Origin of the sequence: Nonomuraea africana (genome assembly GCF_014873535.1) — a bacterium.
In the GTDB taxonomy this organism is placed as follows: domain Bacteria; phylum Actinomycetota; class Actinomycetes; order Streptosporangiales; family Streptosporangiaceae; genus Nonomuraea; species Nonomuraea africana.
This window is the reverse complement of sequence record NZ_JADBEF010000001.1, coordinates 4,536,996-4,555,593: the sequence shown is the minus strand read 5'-3', so window position 1 is coordinate 4,555,593 and position 18,598 is coordinate 4,536,996. Positions and strand designations below refer to the sequence as shown.

The following is an 18,598-nucleotide window of genomic DNA, read 5'->3' as shown; positions in this document are numbered from 1 at the left end:
GGAGGGAAGAATCGGCCCGTCCAAGGGGTTCTTTCAGGTGAGACCAATTGTCGAACGACGAGAGGAAGCACACCTCATGGCTACGATCACAGGACCGCTCTCGGGCGACGCGCGAAAGGTCGTCGCGGAGGCTCTGCAGGGAGCGCTCGTCGATCTCATCGACCTTTCCCTGATCGCCAAGCAGGCGCACTGGAACGTGGTCGGCGCCCACTTCAGGCCGCTGCACCTCCAGCTCGACGAGCTGGTCGCCGTGGCGAGGGAGCACGCCGACACCGTCGCCGAGCGGGCCGTGGCGCTGGGGATCAACCCGGACGGGCGTTCGGCCACCGTGGCGGCGGGGACGAAGCTCCAGCAGCCCGAGCACGGCTGGATCGAGGACGGGAAGGTCGTCGCCACATTCACGGACATCCTCGAAGGGGTCATCAGGCGGATGCGCGAGCGGGTCGCCGCGACGGACGAGCCCGACCCCGTTACCCAGGATCTGCTGATCGCGGTGACGCAGGATGTCGAGAAGCAGCACTGGATGTTCCAGGCCCAGCGTTGATCCAAGCGGGTCCTCCACCAAGGAGGTGATGGCGGGCCGGGAGGCGAGGGGCCGGCATGGCGCCTTCTTCGCAGTCCCCGAGCCCGCCACCTCCGCGCTCAGCTGCCTCTGCACTGAGGTCCACAGGGGGTCTCTCTTGCGAGCCTCCGCTCTCACGGCGGCCCGCTTTCACCGTGGGTCGGTTTTCGTGGAGCCGCTTCACACCACGGAGGCCGGCTCTCCCGGGGCCCGCTTCCACGAGGCACGGGAGGCCCGCTTGCAGGAGGCTCGCACGGGACCGGGCTTTCACGGGGTCCGCTTGCACGGGCGCTTGCGCACCGGGGGATTCGGCCCGTTCGCCGGCCGATCCGTTCGCTTGTGTGCTGGGGGTCCGGCCGCTCGGAGCCGCCGACCGGGCGCCGAGTCTCGAGACATACGGGCCGCATGTCGAGAATGCTGGGACTCCGAGCCCGTGTCGGCGCAGGGTTTGCGTAGTGTTTGAAGGCGGGTTCCCTTTTCATTCACGTCGTTGCGATCGACTGGGCCAGGTCTACAGGAGGCCCTCATGTTGCGCAGAACTCTCGTCCGCACGGGCGCCGCGTTCGCCGGCTCCGTGTGGCTCGGCTCGCCGAAGCCGCGCACAGCGGCGGGTCCCTACGGCCCGCTCGGGGAGCCTGACGCGGAGGGGCTGGCCCTGCCCGAAGCCTTCTCCGGGAGGGTGGTCGCCCGCTCGGGACGCAAGGTCGCCGGACTGACCTGGCACGCCGTCCCCAGTGGCGGCGCGTGTTTCCCCGACGGCGACGGGTGGATCTACGTGTCCAACTCGGGGATCCCGCTGCTCGGCGGCGTCTCGGCGCTGCGGTTCGACGCCGAGGGCCAGGTCCGCGACGCGTACCGCATCCTGTCGGGCACCAATCTCAACCGCGCGGGCGGCGCCACCCCCTGGCACACCTGGCTGTCGTGCGAGGAGATCACGCGCGGCCGCGTCTTCGAGTGCGACCCGTACGGCTCCCGCGCCGCCCGTCCCCGCCTGGCCATGGGCAGGTTCACCCACGAGGCCGCCGCCTTCGACCCTGACAGGCAGGTCGTCTACCTCACCGAGGACGAGCCGGACGGCTGCTTCTACCGGTTCAGGCCGCTCGACTGGGGCGACCTGACCGAGGGCGCGCTGGAGGTGCTGACCACCTCGGGCGCGTGGCGGCCCGTCCCGTCACCGGCCGCGCTGACCAGCGCCACCCGCCACCAGGTCGAGGACGCCGCGCACTTCGACCGCGGCGCCGACTGCCACTACCTCGGCGGCGTCTGCTATTTCACCACCAGGGGCGACGGCCGACTGTGGGCCTACGACGCGGAGACGGGCCGCCTCGAGACGCCGTCCACGCTGGCCGCGGCCGCCGCGGCGGGAGAGCTGTTCGTCGCGGGAGACATGGAGATCAACCTGGTCAGCCCGTCGGGAGAGATCTCTCCCTTCCTGCGGCTGTCGGGGTACGAGAGCGCCGAGCTGACCGGCCCCGCGTTCTCACCCGACGGGCGGCGGCTCTACTTCTCCACCCTGTACGGCAGGAGCGGCACCCCCGAGGCGGGCGACGGTCACACCTTCGAGGTGACCGGCCCCTTCGCCCAGGCCGCCGACAGGTAGCCCATCAGCATGGCCTTGAGCTCCTCGATCAACTCGGGTGAGTTCTGCGGGATGACGGCCTTCACCATGGAGACCGCCATCGTGCCCATGAGCAGCGCCCTGTCCTTGTCGAGGCCGGGGGAGCGGCGCACCAGCATCTCCGCGACCTGCTCGGCGATCGCGCCGTGCAGCCGTCGTGAGGCCGCCATCAGCCTGTCGCCCGTGGCGGAGCCGTACAGCAGGGCCCAGTAGGCGGGCGAGCTGCCCTTGAAGGCCACGCTCTCGTCGACGAAGGTGTTCACCAGCGTCTCGAGCGGGACGTCGGGGGTGACGGCGGCCAGGCGCTCGGCCCAGAACTCGCGGCGGTCGTCGGTGTAGCGGGCGACCAGGCCGTCGAGGATCTCGTCCTTGTTGCGGAAGAACTGGTAGAGAGAGCCGGGGGACATGCCCGCCCGCGCCGCCACCTGGTTGGTCGTGAGGTCGGGGTAGCCGACCTCGGCGATGACCAGTTCGGCGGCGTCGAGGATCTCCGCCATGCGCTTGAGACCGCGTGCCTGGCGGCGTACCGGACGGTCGGACATGCGAGCAGTTTACCGACTTTCCGCGGCGACGAGCAGCGCCTCCGCGCCCATGGGCGCGAAGCCCGCCGCCAGGAACGCGCGCAGGCTGGCCGCGTTGCCCGGCGCGATCTGTGCCCACAGCGGGGCGTCGCACAGTCGGCGCGCCGCCAGCGCCAGCCGCCTGCCCGCGCCGCGTCCCCGGTGCTCGGGCGCGACCTCCACCGCCACCTCCCAGCGCCCCGCCACGCCCCTGCCGATCGTCAGCACGCCCTCCTCGCAGGTCCACACCCGTACGGCGGAGCGGTGCCGCATCGCGCGCGCCACTCTGGGATGGTCATGGCCGGTGACCTCGTCCAGCCCGGACGGGAGCGGCCCGTGGTCGGGCAGGCCCAGGGCGAGCACGTCGATGTTGTCCACCGCGCGGCCCGTCTCCACCTCCAGCGCCCGCAGGAACGGCGGGTTCAGCGGCGCGGAGAGGTCGCCCTCGGGCAGCCGGTCGCGGATCCACTGCGGGTCGAGGTCGGCGAAGACCACGCTGTGCCCGGTGAAGGCGATGACGCCCAGGTCGCGGGGGCTGGGCTGCGGCAGGATCGTCACCATGCCGTCGGCGGCGGGCGGCCTGCCGCCGGCCGCGCGGGCGAGAAAGTCCTCCAGCGTCATCGTGTCCTCCCGTGGTCATCGGCAGATGAAGCTCCTGATCCTGATCTACAGCAATCCGGAGACCAGGAAGGGAGCAGCGGGTGGCGGGCTGGAAGGGCTCCTCATAGGTCGCGCGACCAGACCTGCTCGACCACGTCGACGCCGTTCTCGACCGACTTCTCCTCCGACTCGAGCGTGAAGCCCGCCGCCTGGTAGATCCGGCGCGCGCTCACCAGGCAGTCGCGGGTCCACAGCATGATCCGCTTGTACCCCGACTCCCTGGCGTGGTGCAGGCACTCCTCCACCAGCCTGCCGCCGAGGCCGAGCCCCCTCGCCGCCGGCTCCACCATGAGCATCCGCAGCTGGGCCGTGGTCTCGTCCTTGCGCATGCAGAACACCGAGCCCACCGGCGTCCCGTCGATGTCGGCGATCCACCCCGCGTCGCGCGCCGGGTCGTATGCGCTGACGATGCCCGCCACGAGCTTCTCGAAGTCGAGGCCCCAGCCGTACTCCTGGCTGTAGAGCGAGCCGTGCCGCCAGACGACCCAGCCGAGGTCGCCCGCGCGCGGGGCTCTGATGACGTAGGGGCCGCGGGCGGTGGCCGAGCGGTCGAGCGCCGAGCGGATCGCCGCCATTCCGGCGACCAGCCGCCCTTGCCGCTCCTCGCTCAGCCCTTCGAGCAGTGCGCCGATCTCCTCGACCTGCCGCTGGTCGAGCCGGGCGAAGGTGACCGAGCCCGCCTCGGTGAGCCGGACGACCTGCTTGCGCGCGTCGGTGTCCGAGCGCTCCCTGACGATCAGGCCGTCGTTGTCGAACCTGGTCAGGATCCTGCTCAGGTACCCGGCGTCGAGGTCGAGCAGTCTGCGCAGCTCGCCCGCCTCCATGGCGAGGCCCTCGGCGTGCGCGAGCTCGAACAGCACCCTCACCTCGGTCAGCGAGTAGGGAGAGTCGAGCATGCCGGACTGCAGGACCCCGATCACCTTGGTGTAGAAGCGATTGAAGGCCCTGATCTCTTCAATCCTTGCTTCCGTCAACGAGTTCATTGACACAGTCAAGCATGAAAGGATGTCTGCTGTGAAGCACCTCTTCGTCGGCGGGTATGGCCCCGACCTCGTGACCGTTGATCCCGAGCTGGCTGTGATCGCGAGTGTCGCGGCGCAGAAGGCCTCCTTCCTCGCGCCGCATCCCTCGCTCCCGGTGCTCTATGCCGTGGGTGAGGCCGACAACGGCCTGGTCAGCGCCTACACCGTGGCCGAGGGCGGCGCGCTCACGCCACTGGCCGAGCGCTCCAGCGAGGGCGGCCAGCCGTGCCACCTGGCCGTGCATCCGGGTGGCGAGGTGCTGGCCGTGGCCAACTACGGCGACGGCACCGTCAGCCTGCACCGGCTCGACGGGTCGGGCGCCTTCGCGGGCGAACCCGTGGTGCTGACGCACACGGGCTCGGGCCCCGTGGCCGAACGGCAGGAGTGCTCGCACGCCCACCAGGCGGTCTTCCACGAGGACGTGCTGTACGTGGCCGACCTGGGCACCGACGAGATCCGCCGCTACACCCCGGGCGGCGCGGCGCTGGAGCCCGTGCGGTTGCCCGCCGGGATGGGCCCGCGCCACCTGGTCTTCGAGCGAGGACGCTGCCACGTGGCCGGCGAGCTCGACGCCATGGTCCGCACCTACGACGGCGTGTGGACCGAGGTGGCGGCCGCCCCGGCCAGCGAGGAGCCGGGCACCAACTACCCCTCGCACATCGACGTGGCCGGGCCTTACGTCTACGTCGGGAACAGGGGGCCCGACACCGTCTCCGTGCTGCGCGCCGACGACCTGAAGAAGGTCGCGGAGGTGCCCAGCGGCGGCAGCTGGCCCCGGCACTTCGCCATCGACGGCGAGACGATGTACGTGGCCAACCAGACGAGCAACACCGTCGCGCTCCTCCCGCTCGTGAAGGGGCTGCCCAAGCCGGCGAGCCGGACGTTCGGGGTCGCCGCGCCCGCGTGCGTGCTGCCCCGGTAGGCCGCCAGGGCAGGGCCTCAGGCGTTGCCCATGAGTCCCGCGAGCAGCCGCCTGAGCTCGTCCTCCACCGCCTGCCTGGTGACGCCGAGTCGCGCGAACCCGTCCACCGCGGGGCCCTCCTCCAGTGCGAGGATCCCGAGCAGGATGTGCTCGGTGCCCACGTAGTTGTGGCCGAGGCGCAGCGCCTCGCGCAGCGTGAGCTCCAGCGCCTTCTTCGCCTGGGCGGAGAAGGGAATGCGGTCGGGAACCTCCGCCTGGGGGCCCGCCGGGGGGATCGTCAGCGCCTCCCGCATGGCGTCGAGGGAGACGCCGAGGAACTCCATGATCTTGATTGCCAGGCTCTCCGGCTCGTGCAGCAGTCCGAGGGCGAGGTGCTCGGGCTCGATGTGGTCCCTGGCCGCCGCGCGGGCCTCGTCCTGTGCCGCCACGACCGCGTGGCGGGCGCGGTCGGTGAAGCGCCCGTAGCTGCGCAGGTCCTCGGCCAGGCTCGGCCCGTCCTTGGGCACGAACCGCTTCTGGGCGGCCTGCTTGGTCACGCCCATGCTCCTGCCGATGTCGGTCCACGACGCCCCCGCGCGGCGGGCCTGATCCACGAAGTGGCCGATGAGGTGGTCGGCGACCTCGCCGAGGTGCTCGCCGAGCACGACCGCGTTGGAGAGCTGGATCAGAGGGTCGGTGCCGCTGGTCTTGACGGCGTTGATGAGGTCGTCGAGTTTGACGTTCGTCTCCATGCGTCAACCATAGGTTGACGGCACCATGCCGTCAACCATGAGTTGACGATTGGGCTCACGCGCGCGAACGCCGTACGGCCCCCTGCCATCGCTCGTAGGCGGCGTCGTCGCGCACCCCCGGTTCGAAGCGGCGGTCGAGCTGCCAGGTCTTGCGCAGCTCCTCGGGGGAGGACCACACGCCCGAGCCGAGCCCGGCCAGGAAGGCGGCGCCCAGCGCGGTCGTCTCCTGGATCACCGGCCGCTCCACCGCGATGCCGAGCTGGTCGGCCTGGAACTGCATCAGCAGGTCGTTGGAGCTGGCGCCGCCGTCGGCCTTCAGCGCGGCCACCGGCGGCATCGTCTCCACGACGTCGCGCACCTCGAACGCGATCGCCTCCAGCGTCGCGCGCACGAGATGGGCGCGGGTGGTGCCGCGGGTGATGCCGGTGATCGTGCCGCGCGCCTCGGGGTCCCAGTGCGGCGCGCCGAGCCCGGTCAGCGCCGGGACGAACACCACGCCGCCGCTGTCGGGGACCGTGCGGGCCACCGCCTCCGACTCGGGCGCGGTGTTGATGAGGCCGAGACCGTCGCGCAGCCACTGCACCGCGGCCCCCGTCACGAAGATCGCGCCCTCCAGCGCGTAGGTGCGCTCGCCCGAGGGGGTCTCCCACGCGACCGTGGTCAGCAGCCCCGCCCGCGAGCGGATGATCTCGCCTCCTGTGTTGACCAGCAGGAAGGAGCCGGTGCCGTAGGTGCACTTGACGTCGCCCGCGGAGAAGCAGGTCTGGCCGAACAGCGCCGCCTGCTGGTCGCCGGCCATCCCGGTGATCGGCAGGTCGAGCCCGAGGAAGGCCTCGGGGGCGGTCCTGCCGATCTCGCCGTAGTTCGGCACGATCTCCGGCAGGGCCCGCTCGGGAACGCCGAACAACTCGCACAGCTCGGACTCCCAGCCGCCGGAGGCCAGGCCGTACAGCAGGGTGCGGGAGGCGTTGGAGGGGTCGGTCACGTGCCTGGCGCCCGCCGTCAGCCTGGCGACCAGGTAGGAGTCGACGGTGCCGACCACGATGTCGTCCGTCCACGCCCTGGGGTCGTTCTCGCGCAGCCAGGTCAGCTTGGTCGCGGTGAAGTAGGGGTCGAGGCGCAGCCCCGTCAGCTCGGAGACGCGGGGCTCGTGGCCCTGCTCCCGCAGGCGTGCGCAGATGCCCGAGGTGCGCCTGTCCTGCCAGACGACCGCGCGGCGCGGCGCGGCCAGCGTGCGGCGGTCCCACAGGACCGCCGTCTCCCGCTGGTTGGTGAGGCCGACACAGGTGGGCGGCGCCGACGCCCCGTCCAGCGCGGTACGGCAGGCCGCGAGCGTCGCCTGCCAGATCTCCTCGGGCGCGTGCTCCACCCACCCGGGCTGCGGGAAGTGCTGGGAGAACTCCTCGTATCCGCGCGATTCGATCCGTCCCTCCTCGGTGACGATCAGCGCGGTCACCCCTGTTGTGCCTGCGTCTATCGCCAAAACGCTCACGGCGCCTCACCTTTTGGTCTAGACCATTGTCCGTGCCAAGGGGCACAATGCGTTGCGTCGGCGATACGCCGATCGCACCGCCCCATTAGTTTGGCCGTGAACCCCATCGGGAGGAACCCGCCATGCGTATTGGAGTGCTCACCGGGGGCGGAGACTGCCCCGGTCTCAATGCTGTGATCAGGGCCGTTGTCCGCAAGGGTGTCAGCGTTTACGGGCATGAGTTCGTCGGATTCAAGGATGGCTGGCGTGGCCCCCTCGAGGGCGACACGATGCCGCTGGACATCCAGGCCGTCCGGGGCATCCTGCCCCGTGGCGGCACGATCCTCGGCTCGTCCCGCACCAACCCCATCAAGATTGAAGGTGGAGTCGACCGGATCAAAGACAATCTCGCCGCGGGCGGGGTCGACGCGCTGATCGCGATCGGCGGCGAGGACACCCTCGGTGTCGCCCGCCAGCTGTTCGACCGCGGGGTCAGGGTGGTCGGCGTGCCCAAGACCATCGACAACGACCTGTCGGGCACCGACTACACCTTCGGCTTCGACACGGCCGTCAACATCGCCACCGAGGCGATCGACAGGCTGCACACCACGGCCGAGTCCCATCACCGCGCGCTCATCTGTGAGGTCATGGGGCGTCACGCGGGCTGGATCGCGCTGCACGCGGGTATGGCCGGCGGAGCGAACGTCATCCTCATCCCCGAGAAGCCGTTCGACATCGACAGGGTCTGCGAGTACGTCGAGTCGCGCTTCCGCACCCGCTACTCGCCGATCATCGTGGTCGCCGAGGGTGCGCACCCGGTCGAGGGGCAGATGGCCCTGCAGGCCGGCGAGCTCGACTCCTTCGGCCACGTACGGCTCGGCGGCATCGGCGAGGTCCTGGCCAAGGAGATCGAGAAGCGCACCGGCAAGGAGGCCCGCACCACCGTGCTCGGCCACATCCAGCGCGGCGGCACGCCGACCGCGTTCGACAGGGTCCTGGCCACCAGGTTCGGGCTGCAGGCGATCGACGCCGTCCACGCGGGAGACTTCGGGACGATGGTGGCGCTGCGCGGCACCGACATCGTCCGCGTCGGGCTCGACGAGGCCACCTCCGAGCTGAAGACCGTGCCGGTCTCGCGCTACGAGGAGGCCGAGGTCTTCTTCGGTTAAGCGGATTGCAAGCGGCGGGCCGTACCTTGAGGGCAGAGCGGTGCTCCGCTCCATCCCCTCCAGGTACGGCTTGCGCCCTGTCTGATGCGGCCCACTAGATGGGCGCAAGCCGTACCCCAGGGGTCACCTGCGGGAGTAGGGGTCGGGCGAGCGCAGGGTCTGCGCGCTGGCGGCGGCCTGGCGGCGCATCTCCAGCCGGGCCATCAGCTCGGCGTCCTCCTGCAGCTCCTGCTCCGACGGCGACAGGATGACCATCAGCAGCATGGTGAGCGTGATGAGGCTCACCACGGTCATCAGCGGCACCAGGAACGACAGCGCGTCGGCGCCGCCCACGTGCCCGGGCTCGGTGTGGACCGTCACCATCATCGCGAACATGCCGGTGTAGTGCATGCCGCAGACGGCCACGCCCATGATCAGGGCCGCGCCCGTGATGGCGAGAGCCCGCTTGACCTGCACCGTGAACCACAACGCCACCGTCGCCGCCACCACAGCGATGGCGACGGAGGCGGCCACGATCAGCGGGTCATAGGAGACGTGCGCGGACATGTTCATGGCGAACATGCCCATGTAGTGCATGCCCGCCACGCCGAGTCCGGTCAGCAGACCGCCGCCGAGCAGCGGGAGCGCCCTGCCGCGGCCGAAGGAGACGACGAACAGGCCCGCGCCGACCACCACGATGGCCACGAGCGCCGAGGCGACCGTCAGCGGGACGTCATATCTGATCTGCGTGCCCGCGACGTCGAAGCCCATCATGGCGATGAAGTGCATGACCCAGATGCCGGTGCCGCCGATGGAGATGGCGGCGGCGATGAGCCAGCGGGCACGCGAAGAGCCTGTCGAGGCATTGGCCTGGGCCGTGAGCCGCAGTCCGAGCATTGACCCGATGCACGACATCACGTACGCGAGGATCGGCGTGAGCGGGCCCTGGGTGAAATGATTAACAGCGGACATGTTGTGAGATTCCTTGCCATAGGGATCTACCGGATTGTGGCAGCGAATTGTCCCATTTGCATGGATAGGATCACTATCTGTCAACTAGGCAGTCGGAAACGCGAGAAAAGCTCATGACGATCGAGGGTCCCTTCTGGCGGGCGATCGCGGTGTTCAGGGTGGCTTCCCTGATCTACGCGGCCGTGCTGATGGTCCAGCACGAGGGGTTCGCCGAGCCGGTGACGGGATGGGTCGTCATCGGCGTCATGGCGCTCTGGACCGCCGCCTCGATCTTCGCCTACTCCGTCAGAGCGCTGCGCGGATGGCCGCTGCTGGTGATCGACATGCTCGTGACCCTCGCGTGCCTGCTCGCCACGCCGTACGTGCAGGGCGAGTTCCAGGGCCAGGTGGGCAGCATGCCGGTGCCCGCGATCTGGATCGCGGGCCCCGTCCTGGCCTGGGCGGTGTACGGCGGGCGCCGCCTGGGCGGCGTCGCGGCGGGCATCGTCGCGGGAGCCGACCTCTGGGTACGGATGCACGGGCCCGACTCGCGCATCCTGATCAACGGCGCGGTCCTGCTGTTCATGGCGGGGATCGTTGTCGGCCACGTGGCGCGCCTGGCCAAGCAGGCGGAGGAACGCATGCAGCGGGCCGTCGAGATGGAGGCCGCGCAGCGCGAGAGGGAACGGCTGGCGCGCGGCATCCACGACTCGGTGCTGCAGGTACTGGCGCTGGTGCAGCGGCGAGGACAGGAGATCGGCGGGGAGGCGGCCGAGCTGGGCAGGCTGGCGGGCGAGCAGGAGGCGGCCCTGCGCGAGCTGATCGCCGTCCACCCCGCGCCCACGGGCTCGGCGGATCTGCGGGCGCTGCTGATGAGGCACGGCTCGGCCCAGGTCACGGTCTCCACCCCGGCCACGCCGATCGTGCTGCCGGTCGCGGTGGCCGAGGAGGTGGCGGCGGCGGTACGGGCGGCACTGGACAACGTGCGGGCCCACTGCGGGCCTGAGGCGAGGGCGTGGGTGTTCGCGGAGGAGGGGGAGGACGAGGTGATGGTCAGCGTGCGGGACGAGGGGGAGGGGATCGAGGAGGGACGGCTGGAGCGGGCCCGCGCCGAGGGCCGCCTAGGAGTGGCACAGTCGATCGAGGGCCGGGTGGCGGACCTGGGCGGTCGCGTCTCGATCAGCTCGTCTCCGGGGGAGGGCACCGAGGTCGAAATCACCGTCCCTGCGCGCTGACCCCTCCCACCGATTCCCCTGACCGACTCCGCTCCACCGGACGCCCGCGTAGACGTCCCCACCCATCCAGACCTCAGCCCCCGCAGACGTCCGCCTTCACGCGGACCTAGCCCCGCGAGGGCCGACCCCCGGACGCGCTCTGTCCGTGGTGGTTCCGTGGTGACCACGGATGTGACTCCGTACCCGCGCCGAGCACGCTTGGCGGCATGACAAGCACCACCGCCCAGAAACCGCGGCTCCTCACCCGGGCCTTCGTCCTGGCCGTCCTGGCCGGGTGCGGTTCGTCCGTCAGCTTCTACCTACTGTTCTCCGTGGTCCCTCTGTACGCCACGTCGGCCGGCGCGGACGGGATCGGCGCCGGGCTCACGACGGGTGTGATGATGCTCGCCACCGTCCTGGCCGAGCTGGCCACCCCCTGGCTTCTGGCCAGGTACGGCTGCCGCCTGGTGTTCGCCGCCGGACTGGTGCTGCTCGGGGCCCCCGCCCTGGTGTTGAGCGTCTCGGCGGACTTCACGGCCATCCTGGTGGTCTGCGTGGTCCGCGGGCTCGGATTCGCGATCGTCGCGGTGCTGGGCAGCGCGCTGGTGGCCCAGGCGGTGCCGGCGGAGCGACGCGGTGAGGGACTGGGCGTCTACGGCGTCGTGTGCGGGATCCCGTCCATGGCGGCCCTGCCGCTGGGGATCTGGCTGGCCGAGGCGGTCGGTTTCCCGGTCGTCTTCGTCGCCGGTGGTGTGGCCGCGCTGATCGGCCTCGGCGCGGTGAGGGGCCTGCCGGGCCGGCAGCCGGTACCGCCGGACGGCATGCTGGTCTCCCTGCGTACGTCCTCCGGTCTGGTCGGGCCGTCGGTGTTGTTCGCCGCCACGACCATGGCGGCCGGTGTGGTCGCCACGTTCCTCCCGCTGGCCGTCGCCGGCGCCGCCACCGCCCTGTTCGCCCAGAGCGCCTCCACGACCGTGTCCCGCTGGTGGGCGGGCCGGTACGGCGACCGGCACGGGTCCGCCCGCCTGCTGTGGCCGGGGCTGCTGCTAGCGGCCGCGGGCATGGTGCTGGCGGCCGCGGGCATGGTGCTGGCCGCGGGCCCGGCGACGGTACTGGCGGGCATGGTCCTGTTCGGCGCGGGATTCGGCGTCACGCAGAACGCGAGCATGGCGGTGATGCTGGACCGGGTCCCCGCCTCCTCCTACGGCGCGGTCAGCGCGCTGTGGAACATCGCCTACGACCTCGGGCTCGGCGCGGGAGCCGTGGGGTTCGGCTTCGTGGCCGCGCACACCGGCTACCCGGCGGGTTTCGCCCTCACCGGCGCCCTGATGCTCCTCGCCCTCACCATCCGGCACAGAAAGGCAACCTCATGAGCAGGCGACGCGGTCGCGCTGTTCATGACCAAGGGAGCCGACCTCCCCGCCGAGGCCGTGGACTCCATGAGAAGCCGGCCGTTCTGGGCCGCGATGGAGGCGGTCGCGCACACCCTCGCCTACGAAGCCGCCGTGGTCGGCCGCGGCCCGGTGCCGGCCGATCGGCTCGCCTGCGTCCACGTTCCCCACGCTGGTGCTGGCCGGCGCCGACAGCAGCCCCCGGATGCGGGACGCGGCCAAGGCAGTGGCCGAGGCGCTGCCCGACGCCCGGTTCCGGTCGCTGGCGGGGCAGGCACACGGTCAGGTCGATCCGGCGGCGTTCGCCTCCGCGCTGTCGGCGTTCTTCCTCGGCTGATCGCAGCCCAGGGCGGTCAGTTCCGCCCGGCCCTCCTCCGCCCGGTCCGGCAGGAGCAGCAGCGTGCAGGCCCGCTCGAACCGGGCGCCGATCCGCTCCCACCCCGTGAGCGCCGCCTCCACCTCGCGGCGGTCGCCGGACAACCTGCCCCTGGCTCTGGCCAGGCAGGCGGCCGCCCACGCGTTCTCCCCGCTCCCCGACGCCACGCCCATGCGCGCCTCGGCGTCGGGGAGCCGCGCCATGACGGCGAGTTCCGCGCCGACCGCCTGCGCGTACGCGCGGAAGAAGGGGTCGGTCTCGCCGGAGAACAGCTCGCCGATCATCGGCTCCGCGTTCTCCAGCCGGCCCGCGTGGAGCGCGACGCGGGCCTCGGCGAAGCTCGTCAGCGTCGACCGGCGGCCCGTCCGGTGGACGCGGTCACTCCACAGCCGATGGTTCGGCTCGTCGCCGCGCAGCCCGTGGATGAGCGCCGGGGCCACCGCCAGGGGCAGCATCATCCCGGTGATCGGCGTCCCGGCCCGCTGCCAGTCGTCCCAGGCGGCGCGGGCGTACGCCAGCGCCTGGTCGAACTCGCCCTGCAGAGCCAGCGCGAGCACGAGGTTGTTGGTCGAGTCGAAGTACTGATCCGCGCCGACCAGGTCGTCTTCCTCCGCCAGCCTGGCCAGCTCCAGCGCCTCGGTCAGATCACCGGTCACGATGGCGCATCGCGCCGCCATGTGGAAGGTGTCGACGATCTCCGGCGCGGACAAGGGGTCGGCGCGGGACATCGACTTCAGCAGAGAGAGCCGTTCCCGGCTGACCCGCTGGGCGTCACGCAGCCGTCCCGCCCCCAGCAGCGCGCAGATCAACGTGTCCAGGGCGGAGCTGACCAGCACAGGGTCGCCGCTGTCCCGCGCGGCCGTCACCGCCCGCTCCGCCAGAGGCAGGTCCGCACTGTACGGCTCCGCCGACGCGGTCCAGGTCGCGGCGGCGGCGAGCCAGGCGGCGACCACCGGATCCCGCGGGTCCCCCGCCGCCCTGGCCTGCTCCAGCAGTAGGCGCAGGCGGTCGTAGGGCATCTCCACGCCGTGCCGGCCCGGGTTCCTGGCCGAGGTCACCACGGCGGTGGCCAGCGAGATCGCCGCCCGGTCGCCGTCCCCGGCGGCCCGCGCCCGCTCCGCCGCGGAGGTCAGCAGCCCCATGACGCGTTCGCCGCCGGAACCCACCAGATATGTGCACGCGGCGGCGCTGTGCAGATCGTGCCACGCCTCGATCGGAGTGGGCGCGCGCTTCGCGGCCTCTTCGTAGGTCCGCTGGGACTCGGTGAGGAATCGCCGCGCGTAGCACAACCCGGCCAGCGACCGGGCCAGCCGATGCTGCGCCTCACCCGGCTCGGGGGCGCCGGCCAGCGCGGCGCGCAGGTCGTCGGCGACCAAGTCGAAGTCCCCCGGCTCGAGTGCGGCGGCGGCGCCGACCGCCCACCGCAGGTGGCGTTCGCGGATCTCCGGCAGCTCTCCGGAGCCGAGCAACTGCTCGGCGGCGAAGTCACGTACGGTCTGCAGCAACCGCCACCGCCCGCGCCCGGCCCTGACGACCAGGCTCTTGTCCACCAGCCTCCCCAGCAGGTCCGCCGTGGCGCCCGCGGAAACCGCGGCATTGACGGCCAGCACGGCGGCCAGGTCGAAGCCGCCAACGAAGATCGCCAGGCGGTGCAGCAGCCCCCGCTCCTCCTCATCGAGCAGATCGTGGCTCCAGCCGACCACCGCGCGCAGCGAACGATGCCGGTCGTCCACGCCGCGCCCGCCCGCCAGCAGCCGCAGCCGGTCCTCCAGAGCCGTCAGCAACCCATCCGGGCCCAGGGCCGCGGCGCGTGCCGCGGCCAGTTCGATCGCCAGCGGCATGCCGTCCAGCTTGGCGCAGATCTCCTCGATCACCTCCGGCCCGGCGGCGAACCCCGGATCGGCGGCCCCGGCCCGGTCGGTGAACAACGCGCGCGCGTCGGAGACCGGCGGCAGCGGCTCCACCTGCAGGATCCGCTCGCCGGGCAGGCCGAGCCGCTCCCGGCTGGTGACCAGGATCCGGCAGCCGGGGCACGTGGACAGCAGCCGGTCGGCAAGCCTGGCCACCTCGTCGAGCAGATGCTCGCAGTTGTCCAGCACCAGCAGGGAGCGCCCCCGGCCCAGCCGCTCGGCCAGCGCCTCCGTCAACGACCGCTGGGGACGCTCCTCCACGCCGAGCGCGGCGGCCACCGCCTGGGCCACGAACCCGTCACGTACCGGCACCAGGTCGACGAAGGCCCCGCCGTACGGGAGGTCCGGCGCCACCGTCGCGGCCAGCCTGGTCTTGCCCACCCCGCCGGGCCCGAGCAGGGTCACCAGCCTGGACCCGCCGAACGCCGCCAGCACGGCCTCGCGCTCCGCGCCCCGCCCGACGAACGACGTCCGCGCCACCGGCAGGCCGGCCAGCCTCTCCGGCGCGGCCGCCTCGGCCGGCCGGCCGGCGAGGGCCGCCAGCTCACGGCGGCCCCGGACGCCGTACTTACGCAACAACGAGGAGACGTGGCTCTCAACCGTCCGCACCGAAATGTGCAGCCTGCGGGCGATCTGCACGTTCGACAGGTGAGCGCCGACGGCCGCGAGCACCTCGGCCTCCCGCTCCGAAACCTCGACAAGCACGACCTCATCATGCCGTGCCGCCTGAGCGGTGACCACGTCCGTGGCTGGCATCGCCGCGGATCTCCAAAGACCCCAGCCCCCACAAGCCGCCGGCTCCACGCAATCCCCTGCGTCCTGGCAGTGGGGTTGGTCCGGGTTTTCGGAGGGTTGTCAGAGGGCCGCGAAGCCCAGGGCCATCAGGATGAGACCTGCCGGCGTGATGACGCAGCCCACCGCCACCGCGATCCACCGGCGCCGCCATCCCAGCCAGTAGACGATCACGTACGGCAGGAACGCGATGCCGGTCAGCCCCGTCGCGGGGAGGAGCAGCGCCACCAGAAGCCCGTCCCTGCCCGTCTCGACCGCGCGCCCACCCCCGGGAACGAGCTGGGCGCGGAAGGTCTGACCCGCCCTCGAGTCGGGCGAGGCGGCCACCGGAAGCGCGGGATCGCCCGAGTCGGGTGTGAAGAAGCCCCTGCAGTCGTAGCGTCCGCTGCCGAGGTCGGCGCAGGACACGACGGTGAGCGTGCCGGGGGTGCCGATCGCGCCGGTGGCGAGGCGAAGGTCGGTCACGGCGGCGGCGACCATCCCGGCGCACAGTCCGAACCAGAGCAGGATGAGGATGACCTTGCCGACCCTGCCGGGCGTCGCGCCGCGGGGGGAGGGCTGGAAGGCGTCGAGGAGGTCGGACACGGGACGAGTCTGCACTGCCGTACTTGCGGATGACTGTGCTTAGAGTTGCGGCATGGTGCGGGTGATGGTGGTCGACGACCACCCGATGTGGCGCGACGGGGTGGCGAGGGATCTCGCCGAGGCGGGTTACGAGGTGGTCGCCGCCGTCGGCGAGGGACGTCAGGCCCTGCGGGTGGCCGAGGCGGTCAGGCCGGATGTGGTCGTCCTCGACCTGCAGCTGCCCGACCTGTCGGGGGCCGAGGTGGCCAGGGGACTGCAGGGGGCGAAGATCCTCGTGCTGTCGGCCAGCGCCGAGCAGGAGGACGTCCTGGAGGCGGTGAAGGCGGGGGCGTCGGGCTACCTGGTGAAGTCGGCCAGCAGGGAGGAGTTCCTGGACGCGGTGGCGCGCACCGCCGCGGGCGACGCGGTCTTCACGCCGGGGCTGGCGGGGCTGGTGCTGGGGGAGTACCGCAGGCTGGCGGCCCGACCTGCGGCGCAGCCCGACGGGCCGCGACTGACCGACAGGGAGACCGAGGTGCTGCGGCTGGTGGCGAAGGGGCTGTCGTACCGGCAGATCGCCGACCGGCTCGTGCTCAGCCATCGGACAGTGCAGAACCATGTGCAGAACACGCTGAACAAGCTGCAACTGCACAACCGGGTCGAACTCGTCCGCTACGCCATCGAACAGGGCCTCGACGACGACCCACCCCACACCACCTGAACCTCTCCCACACGACCTGCGTCTACGGTCACGCCGGATCGAGGTGCTACCTCGGCCCCTCATTCTTGGGGGGGTCGCTTGCTCCCTGGGGCATCCTGGCGCTTCGGTTTCTTGGGGTCGCCCGGTCGCTCGGCTCCCTGGGGCTTCCTGGCGGTTCGGTTTCTTGGGGTCGCCCGGCTCCTGGGGCACCCAGGCGCTTCGGCTCCTTGTGGGGCGCCGCTCCTGGGGCGCCCCGGTTCCTTGGCATCCCGGCTGCTGGGAGTCGACCGCCCTGGGGTTGCCTGCGTCTTGAGGGTTGCCTGGGGCTCAGGGTTGTCTGGGTCTTGGGGGTCATCTGGGTCTTGGGGGTTGGGTGCTCTTCCGCTGTGGAGCCGTTCACACGGCGGGCGGGGTTTTCCGGGGCGGGACCGGACTAAACTCGGTGGGTCGCGGCGTTGCAGACAGCGCCGCGTTCCCGCACTCCTCCGGAGGTTCCCGCCATGACGATGTCCGCCCTGGGCGAGCCGTGCGTTCTGCTCAAGCTGGGCGAGATCGTGCTGAAAGGCAAGAACCGCGAGCTGTTCGAGCGCAGGCTTGTCGGCAACATCCGCGCCGCGCTGAAGGACTTCGATCTCAAGACCGACGTACGGCAGCGCCACGGCGTCATCGCGATCTTCTTCCCTCAGGGCACCAGCGTCGAGGTGGCCGACCAGGTCGCCGAGCGGGTCACCGACGTGCCCGGTCTGGTGTGGATCCACCGCGCATGGCGGGTGGCCAAGGACCCGGACACCGTGGTCAAGGCCGCCATCGAGCTGATCAAGGACCGTGACGAGGTGAAGCGCGGCGCCACGTTCGCGGTGCGCTCCCGCCGTCGTGACAAGCGGTTCCCGCTGCGCTCCAACGAGCTCGACCGCCTGGTGGGCGGGCACATCAACGACGTCTACGGCCTGTCCGTCAACCTGAAGCATCCCGAGCTCACCGTCTTCGTCGAGGTGGACCGCGACGAGGTGTTCGTCTTCACCGACGGCCTGCGGGGCCAGGGCGGACTACCTGTGGGCAGCAGCGGCAGGGCGCTGGTGCTGATGTCGGGCGGCATCGACTCGCCCGTGGCCGCCTACCGCATGATGCGCCGCGGTCTCCACGTCGACTTCCTGCACTTCTCCGGCATCCCGTTCACGACATCGGAGTCGATCTACAAGGCCTACGCGCTGGTGCGCAAGCTCGACCGCTTCCAGGGCAGGTCGCGGCTGTGGGTGGTGCCGTTCGGCAAGGCCCAGCAGTCGATCAGGACCTCGGGCCAGGATCGGCTCGCTGTGATCGCCCAGCGGCGGCTGATGCTGAAGACGGCCGAGGAGGTCGCCCACCGCATCAGGGCGGGCGCGCTCATCACCGGCGACGCGCTGGGCCAGGTGTCGTCGCAGACGCTGCAGAACATCACCGCCCAGGACAACGCCGTCGACCTGCCGATCCTGCGTCCGTTGATCGGCTGGGACAAGACGGAGATCATGGCCGAGGCGCGGCGCATCGGCACGCTGGAGATCTCCGAACTGCCCGACGAGGACTGCTGCACGCTGCTGGCGCCCAAGCGGGCGGAGACCCGGGCCAAGATCGAGGACCTCAAGCTGATCGAGAAGCGCCTCGACGCCGAGGAACTGGCGGTCCAACTGGCCGACTCGATCCAGGAGTACACCCTGTAGGCCCCCGCATCTATGGGCGGCGTGATCCAGGCGTGCGCACTGCGTGCGCTGCTCTTGGGATGCCGCGTGCGGCCAGGCGGTGGCGCGGGTGATCCCGGCGTGCGAGCCGCCGAGTCGCGCGCGTCATCCCCAGAGCAACACACCGACGCCAGGGGTGGTGCAGGTTCTCTGGGGGCCGCGACGGAGGATGCGGGTTCTCTTCCGAGGGCGTCGGCGGGCGGGCGGGTGTTCAGCGGTTGTGGCCTTCCGTTGGGTGGCCGGCCATGGGCACTCGGTGATGCGTATCCCTGGACAGAGCCCAGCCACGTG

17 protein-coding genes are annotated in these 18,598 nt (G+C 71.3%); 9 read left to right on the top strand and 8 right to left on the bottom strand.

The window, feature by feature from the left end; genetic code table 11:
- Positions 1-76: 76 nt before the first annotated feature.
- Both H4W81_RS21490 and H4W81_RS21485 read left to right on the top strand, forming a co-directional pair.
- A complete protein-coding gene (locus H4W81_RS21490) occupies positions 77-544 on the top strand; it encodes a Dps family protein (RefSeq protein WP_192776458.1) in 468 nt (155 codons plus the stop codon).
- A 544-nt stretch (positions 545-1,088) separates the two neighbouring features.
- Complete coding sequence (locus tag H4W81_RS21485; RefSeq protein WP_192776457.1) at positions 1,089-2,162, top strand: alkaline phosphatase PhoX; 1,074 nt, start codon at positions 1,089-1,091, stop codon at positions 2,160-2,162.
- On the opposite strand, the gene H4W81_RS21480 is transcribed toward H4W81_RS21485, so the two are convergent.
- From H4W81_RS21480 to H4W81_RS21470, 3 genes are all read right to left on the bottom strand, one after another.
- Positions 2,114-2,722 carry a TetR/AcrR family transcriptional regulator gene (locus H4W81_RS21480; protein ID WP_192776456.1) on the bottom strand — a complete coding sequence of 203 codons (609 nt, stop codon included), beginning with the start codon at positions 2,720-2,722 and terminating at the stop codon, positions 2,114-2,116. The two genes, H4W81_RS21485 and H4W81_RS21480, sit on opposite strands and share 49 nt — an antisense overlap.
- 9 nt (positions 2,723-2,731) lie before the next feature.
- Positions 2,732-3,361: a GNAT family N-acetyltransferase gene (locus tag H4W81_RS21475; protein WP_192776455.1), complete on the bottom strand. Its 630-nt coding sequence runs from the start codon at positions 3,359-3,361 to the stop codon at positions 2,732-2,734.
- 101 nt (positions 3,362-3,462) lie between these two features.
- Entirely contained in the window at positions 3,463-4,383 is a 921-nt protein-coding gene (locus tag H4W81_RS21470; RefSeq protein ID WP_192776454.1) for a bifunctional helix-turn-helix transcriptional regulator/GNAT family N-acetyltransferase, read from the bottom strand.
- 31 nt (positions 4,384-4,414) lie between these two features.
- Here H4W81_RS21470 and H4W81_RS21465 point away from each other — a divergent pair, with 31 nt between their 5' ends.
- A complete protein-coding gene (locus tag H4W81_RS21465) occupies positions 4,415-5,344 on the top strand; it encodes a lactonase family protein (protein WP_192776453.1) in 930 nt (309 codons plus the stop codon).
- A 17-nt stretch (positions 5,345-5,361) separates the two neighbouring features.
- Here the strand turns inward: H4W81_RS21465 and H4W81_RS21460 are convergent, their stop codons facing one another.
- On the bottom strand, positions 5,362-6,075 hold the full coding sequence (locus tag H4W81_RS21460) for an ATP-dependent Clp protease ATP-binding subunit (protein ID WP_192776452.1): 714 nt from the start codon (positions 6,073-6,075) through the stop codon (positions 5,362-5,364).
- Positions 6,076-6,130: 55 nt separating this feature from the next.
- The gene (locus H4W81_RS21455; protein WP_192776451.1) at positions 6,131-7,567 is read right to left on the bottom strand and encodes an FGGY family carbohydrate kinase; all 1,437 of its coding nucleotides are present in this window, start codon (positions 7,565-7,567) and stop codon (positions 6,131-6,133) included.
- Between the two features lie 122 nt (positions 7,568-7,689).
- Here H4W81_RS21455 and H4W81_RS21450 point away from each other — a divergent pair, with 122 nt between their 5' ends.
- On the top strand, positions 7,690-8,715 hold the full coding sequence (locus H4W81_RS21450; RefSeq protein ID WP_192776450.1) for a 6-phosphofructokinase: 1,026 nt from the start codon (positions 7,690-7,692) through the stop codon (positions 8,713-8,715).
- A gap of 123 nt (positions 8,716-8,838) precedes the next feature.
- On the opposite strand, the gene H4W81_RS21445 is transcribed toward H4W81_RS21450, so the two are convergent.
- A complete protein-coding gene (locus H4W81_RS21445) occupies positions 8,839-9,666 on the bottom strand; it encodes an MHYT domain-containing protein (RefSeq protein WP_192776449.1) in 828 nt (275 codons plus the stop codon).
- A gap of 113 nt (positions 9,667-9,779) precedes the next feature.
- Between H4W81_RS21445 and macS the strand changes: the two genes are divergently transcribed.
- From macS to H4W81_RS21430, 3 genes are all read left to right on the top strand, one after another.
- Positions 9,780-10,880, top strand: a complete 1,101-nt coding sequence (macS, locus tag H4W81_RS21440) for a MacS family sensor histidine kinase (RefSeq protein WP_192776448.1) — start codon at positions 9,780-9,782, stop codon at positions 10,878-10,880.
- A 206-nt stretch (positions 10,881-11,086) separates the two neighbouring features.
- A complete protein-coding gene (locus H4W81_RS48720) occupies positions 11,087-12,232 on the top strand; it encodes an MFS transporter (RefSeq protein WP_192776447.1) in 1,146 nt (381 codons plus the stop codon).
- Between the two features lie 193 nt (positions 12,233-12,425).
- Entirely contained in the window at positions 12,426-12,587 is a 162-nt protein-coding gene (locus tag H4W81_RS21430; RefSeq protein ID WP_192776446.1) for a hypothetical protein, read from the top strand.
- On the opposite strand, the gene H4W81_RS21425 is transcribed toward H4W81_RS21430, so the two are convergent.
- Complete coding sequence (locus tag H4W81_RS21425) at positions 12,533-15,241, bottom strand: ATP-binding protein (RefSeq protein ID WP_192776445.1); 2,709 nt, start codon at positions 15,239-15,241, stop codon at positions 12,533-12,535. The genes H4W81_RS21430 and H4W81_RS21425 overlap by 55 nt on opposite strands.
- Positions 15,242-15,391: 150 nt before the next feature.
- On the bottom strand, positions 15,392-15,913 hold the full coding sequence (locus H4W81_RS21420; protein ID WP_192776444.1) for a hypothetical protein: 522 nt from the start codon (positions 15,911-15,913) through the stop codon (positions 15,392-15,394).
- Between the two features lie 52 nt (positions 15,914-15,965).
- On the opposite strand from H4W81_RS21420, the gene H4W81_RS21415 reads away from it, so the two are divergent.
- Together H4W81_RS21415 and thiI are read left to right on the top strand one after the other, a co-directional pair.
- Positions 15,966-16,613: a response regulator gene (locus tag H4W81_RS21415; protein WP_192776443.1), complete on the top strand. Its 648-nt coding sequence runs from the start codon at positions 15,966-15,968 to the stop codon at positions 16,611-16,613.
- A gap of 479 nt (positions 16,614-17,092) precedes the next feature.
- The gene (thiI, locus tag H4W81_RS21410) at positions 17,093-18,289 is read left to right on the top strand and encodes a tRNA uracil 4-sulfurtransferase ThiI (protein ID WP_192776442.1); all 1,197 of its coding nucleotides are present in this window, start codon (positions 17,093-17,095) and stop codon (positions 18,287-18,289) included.
- Positions 18,290-18,598: the final 309 nt, after the last annotated feature.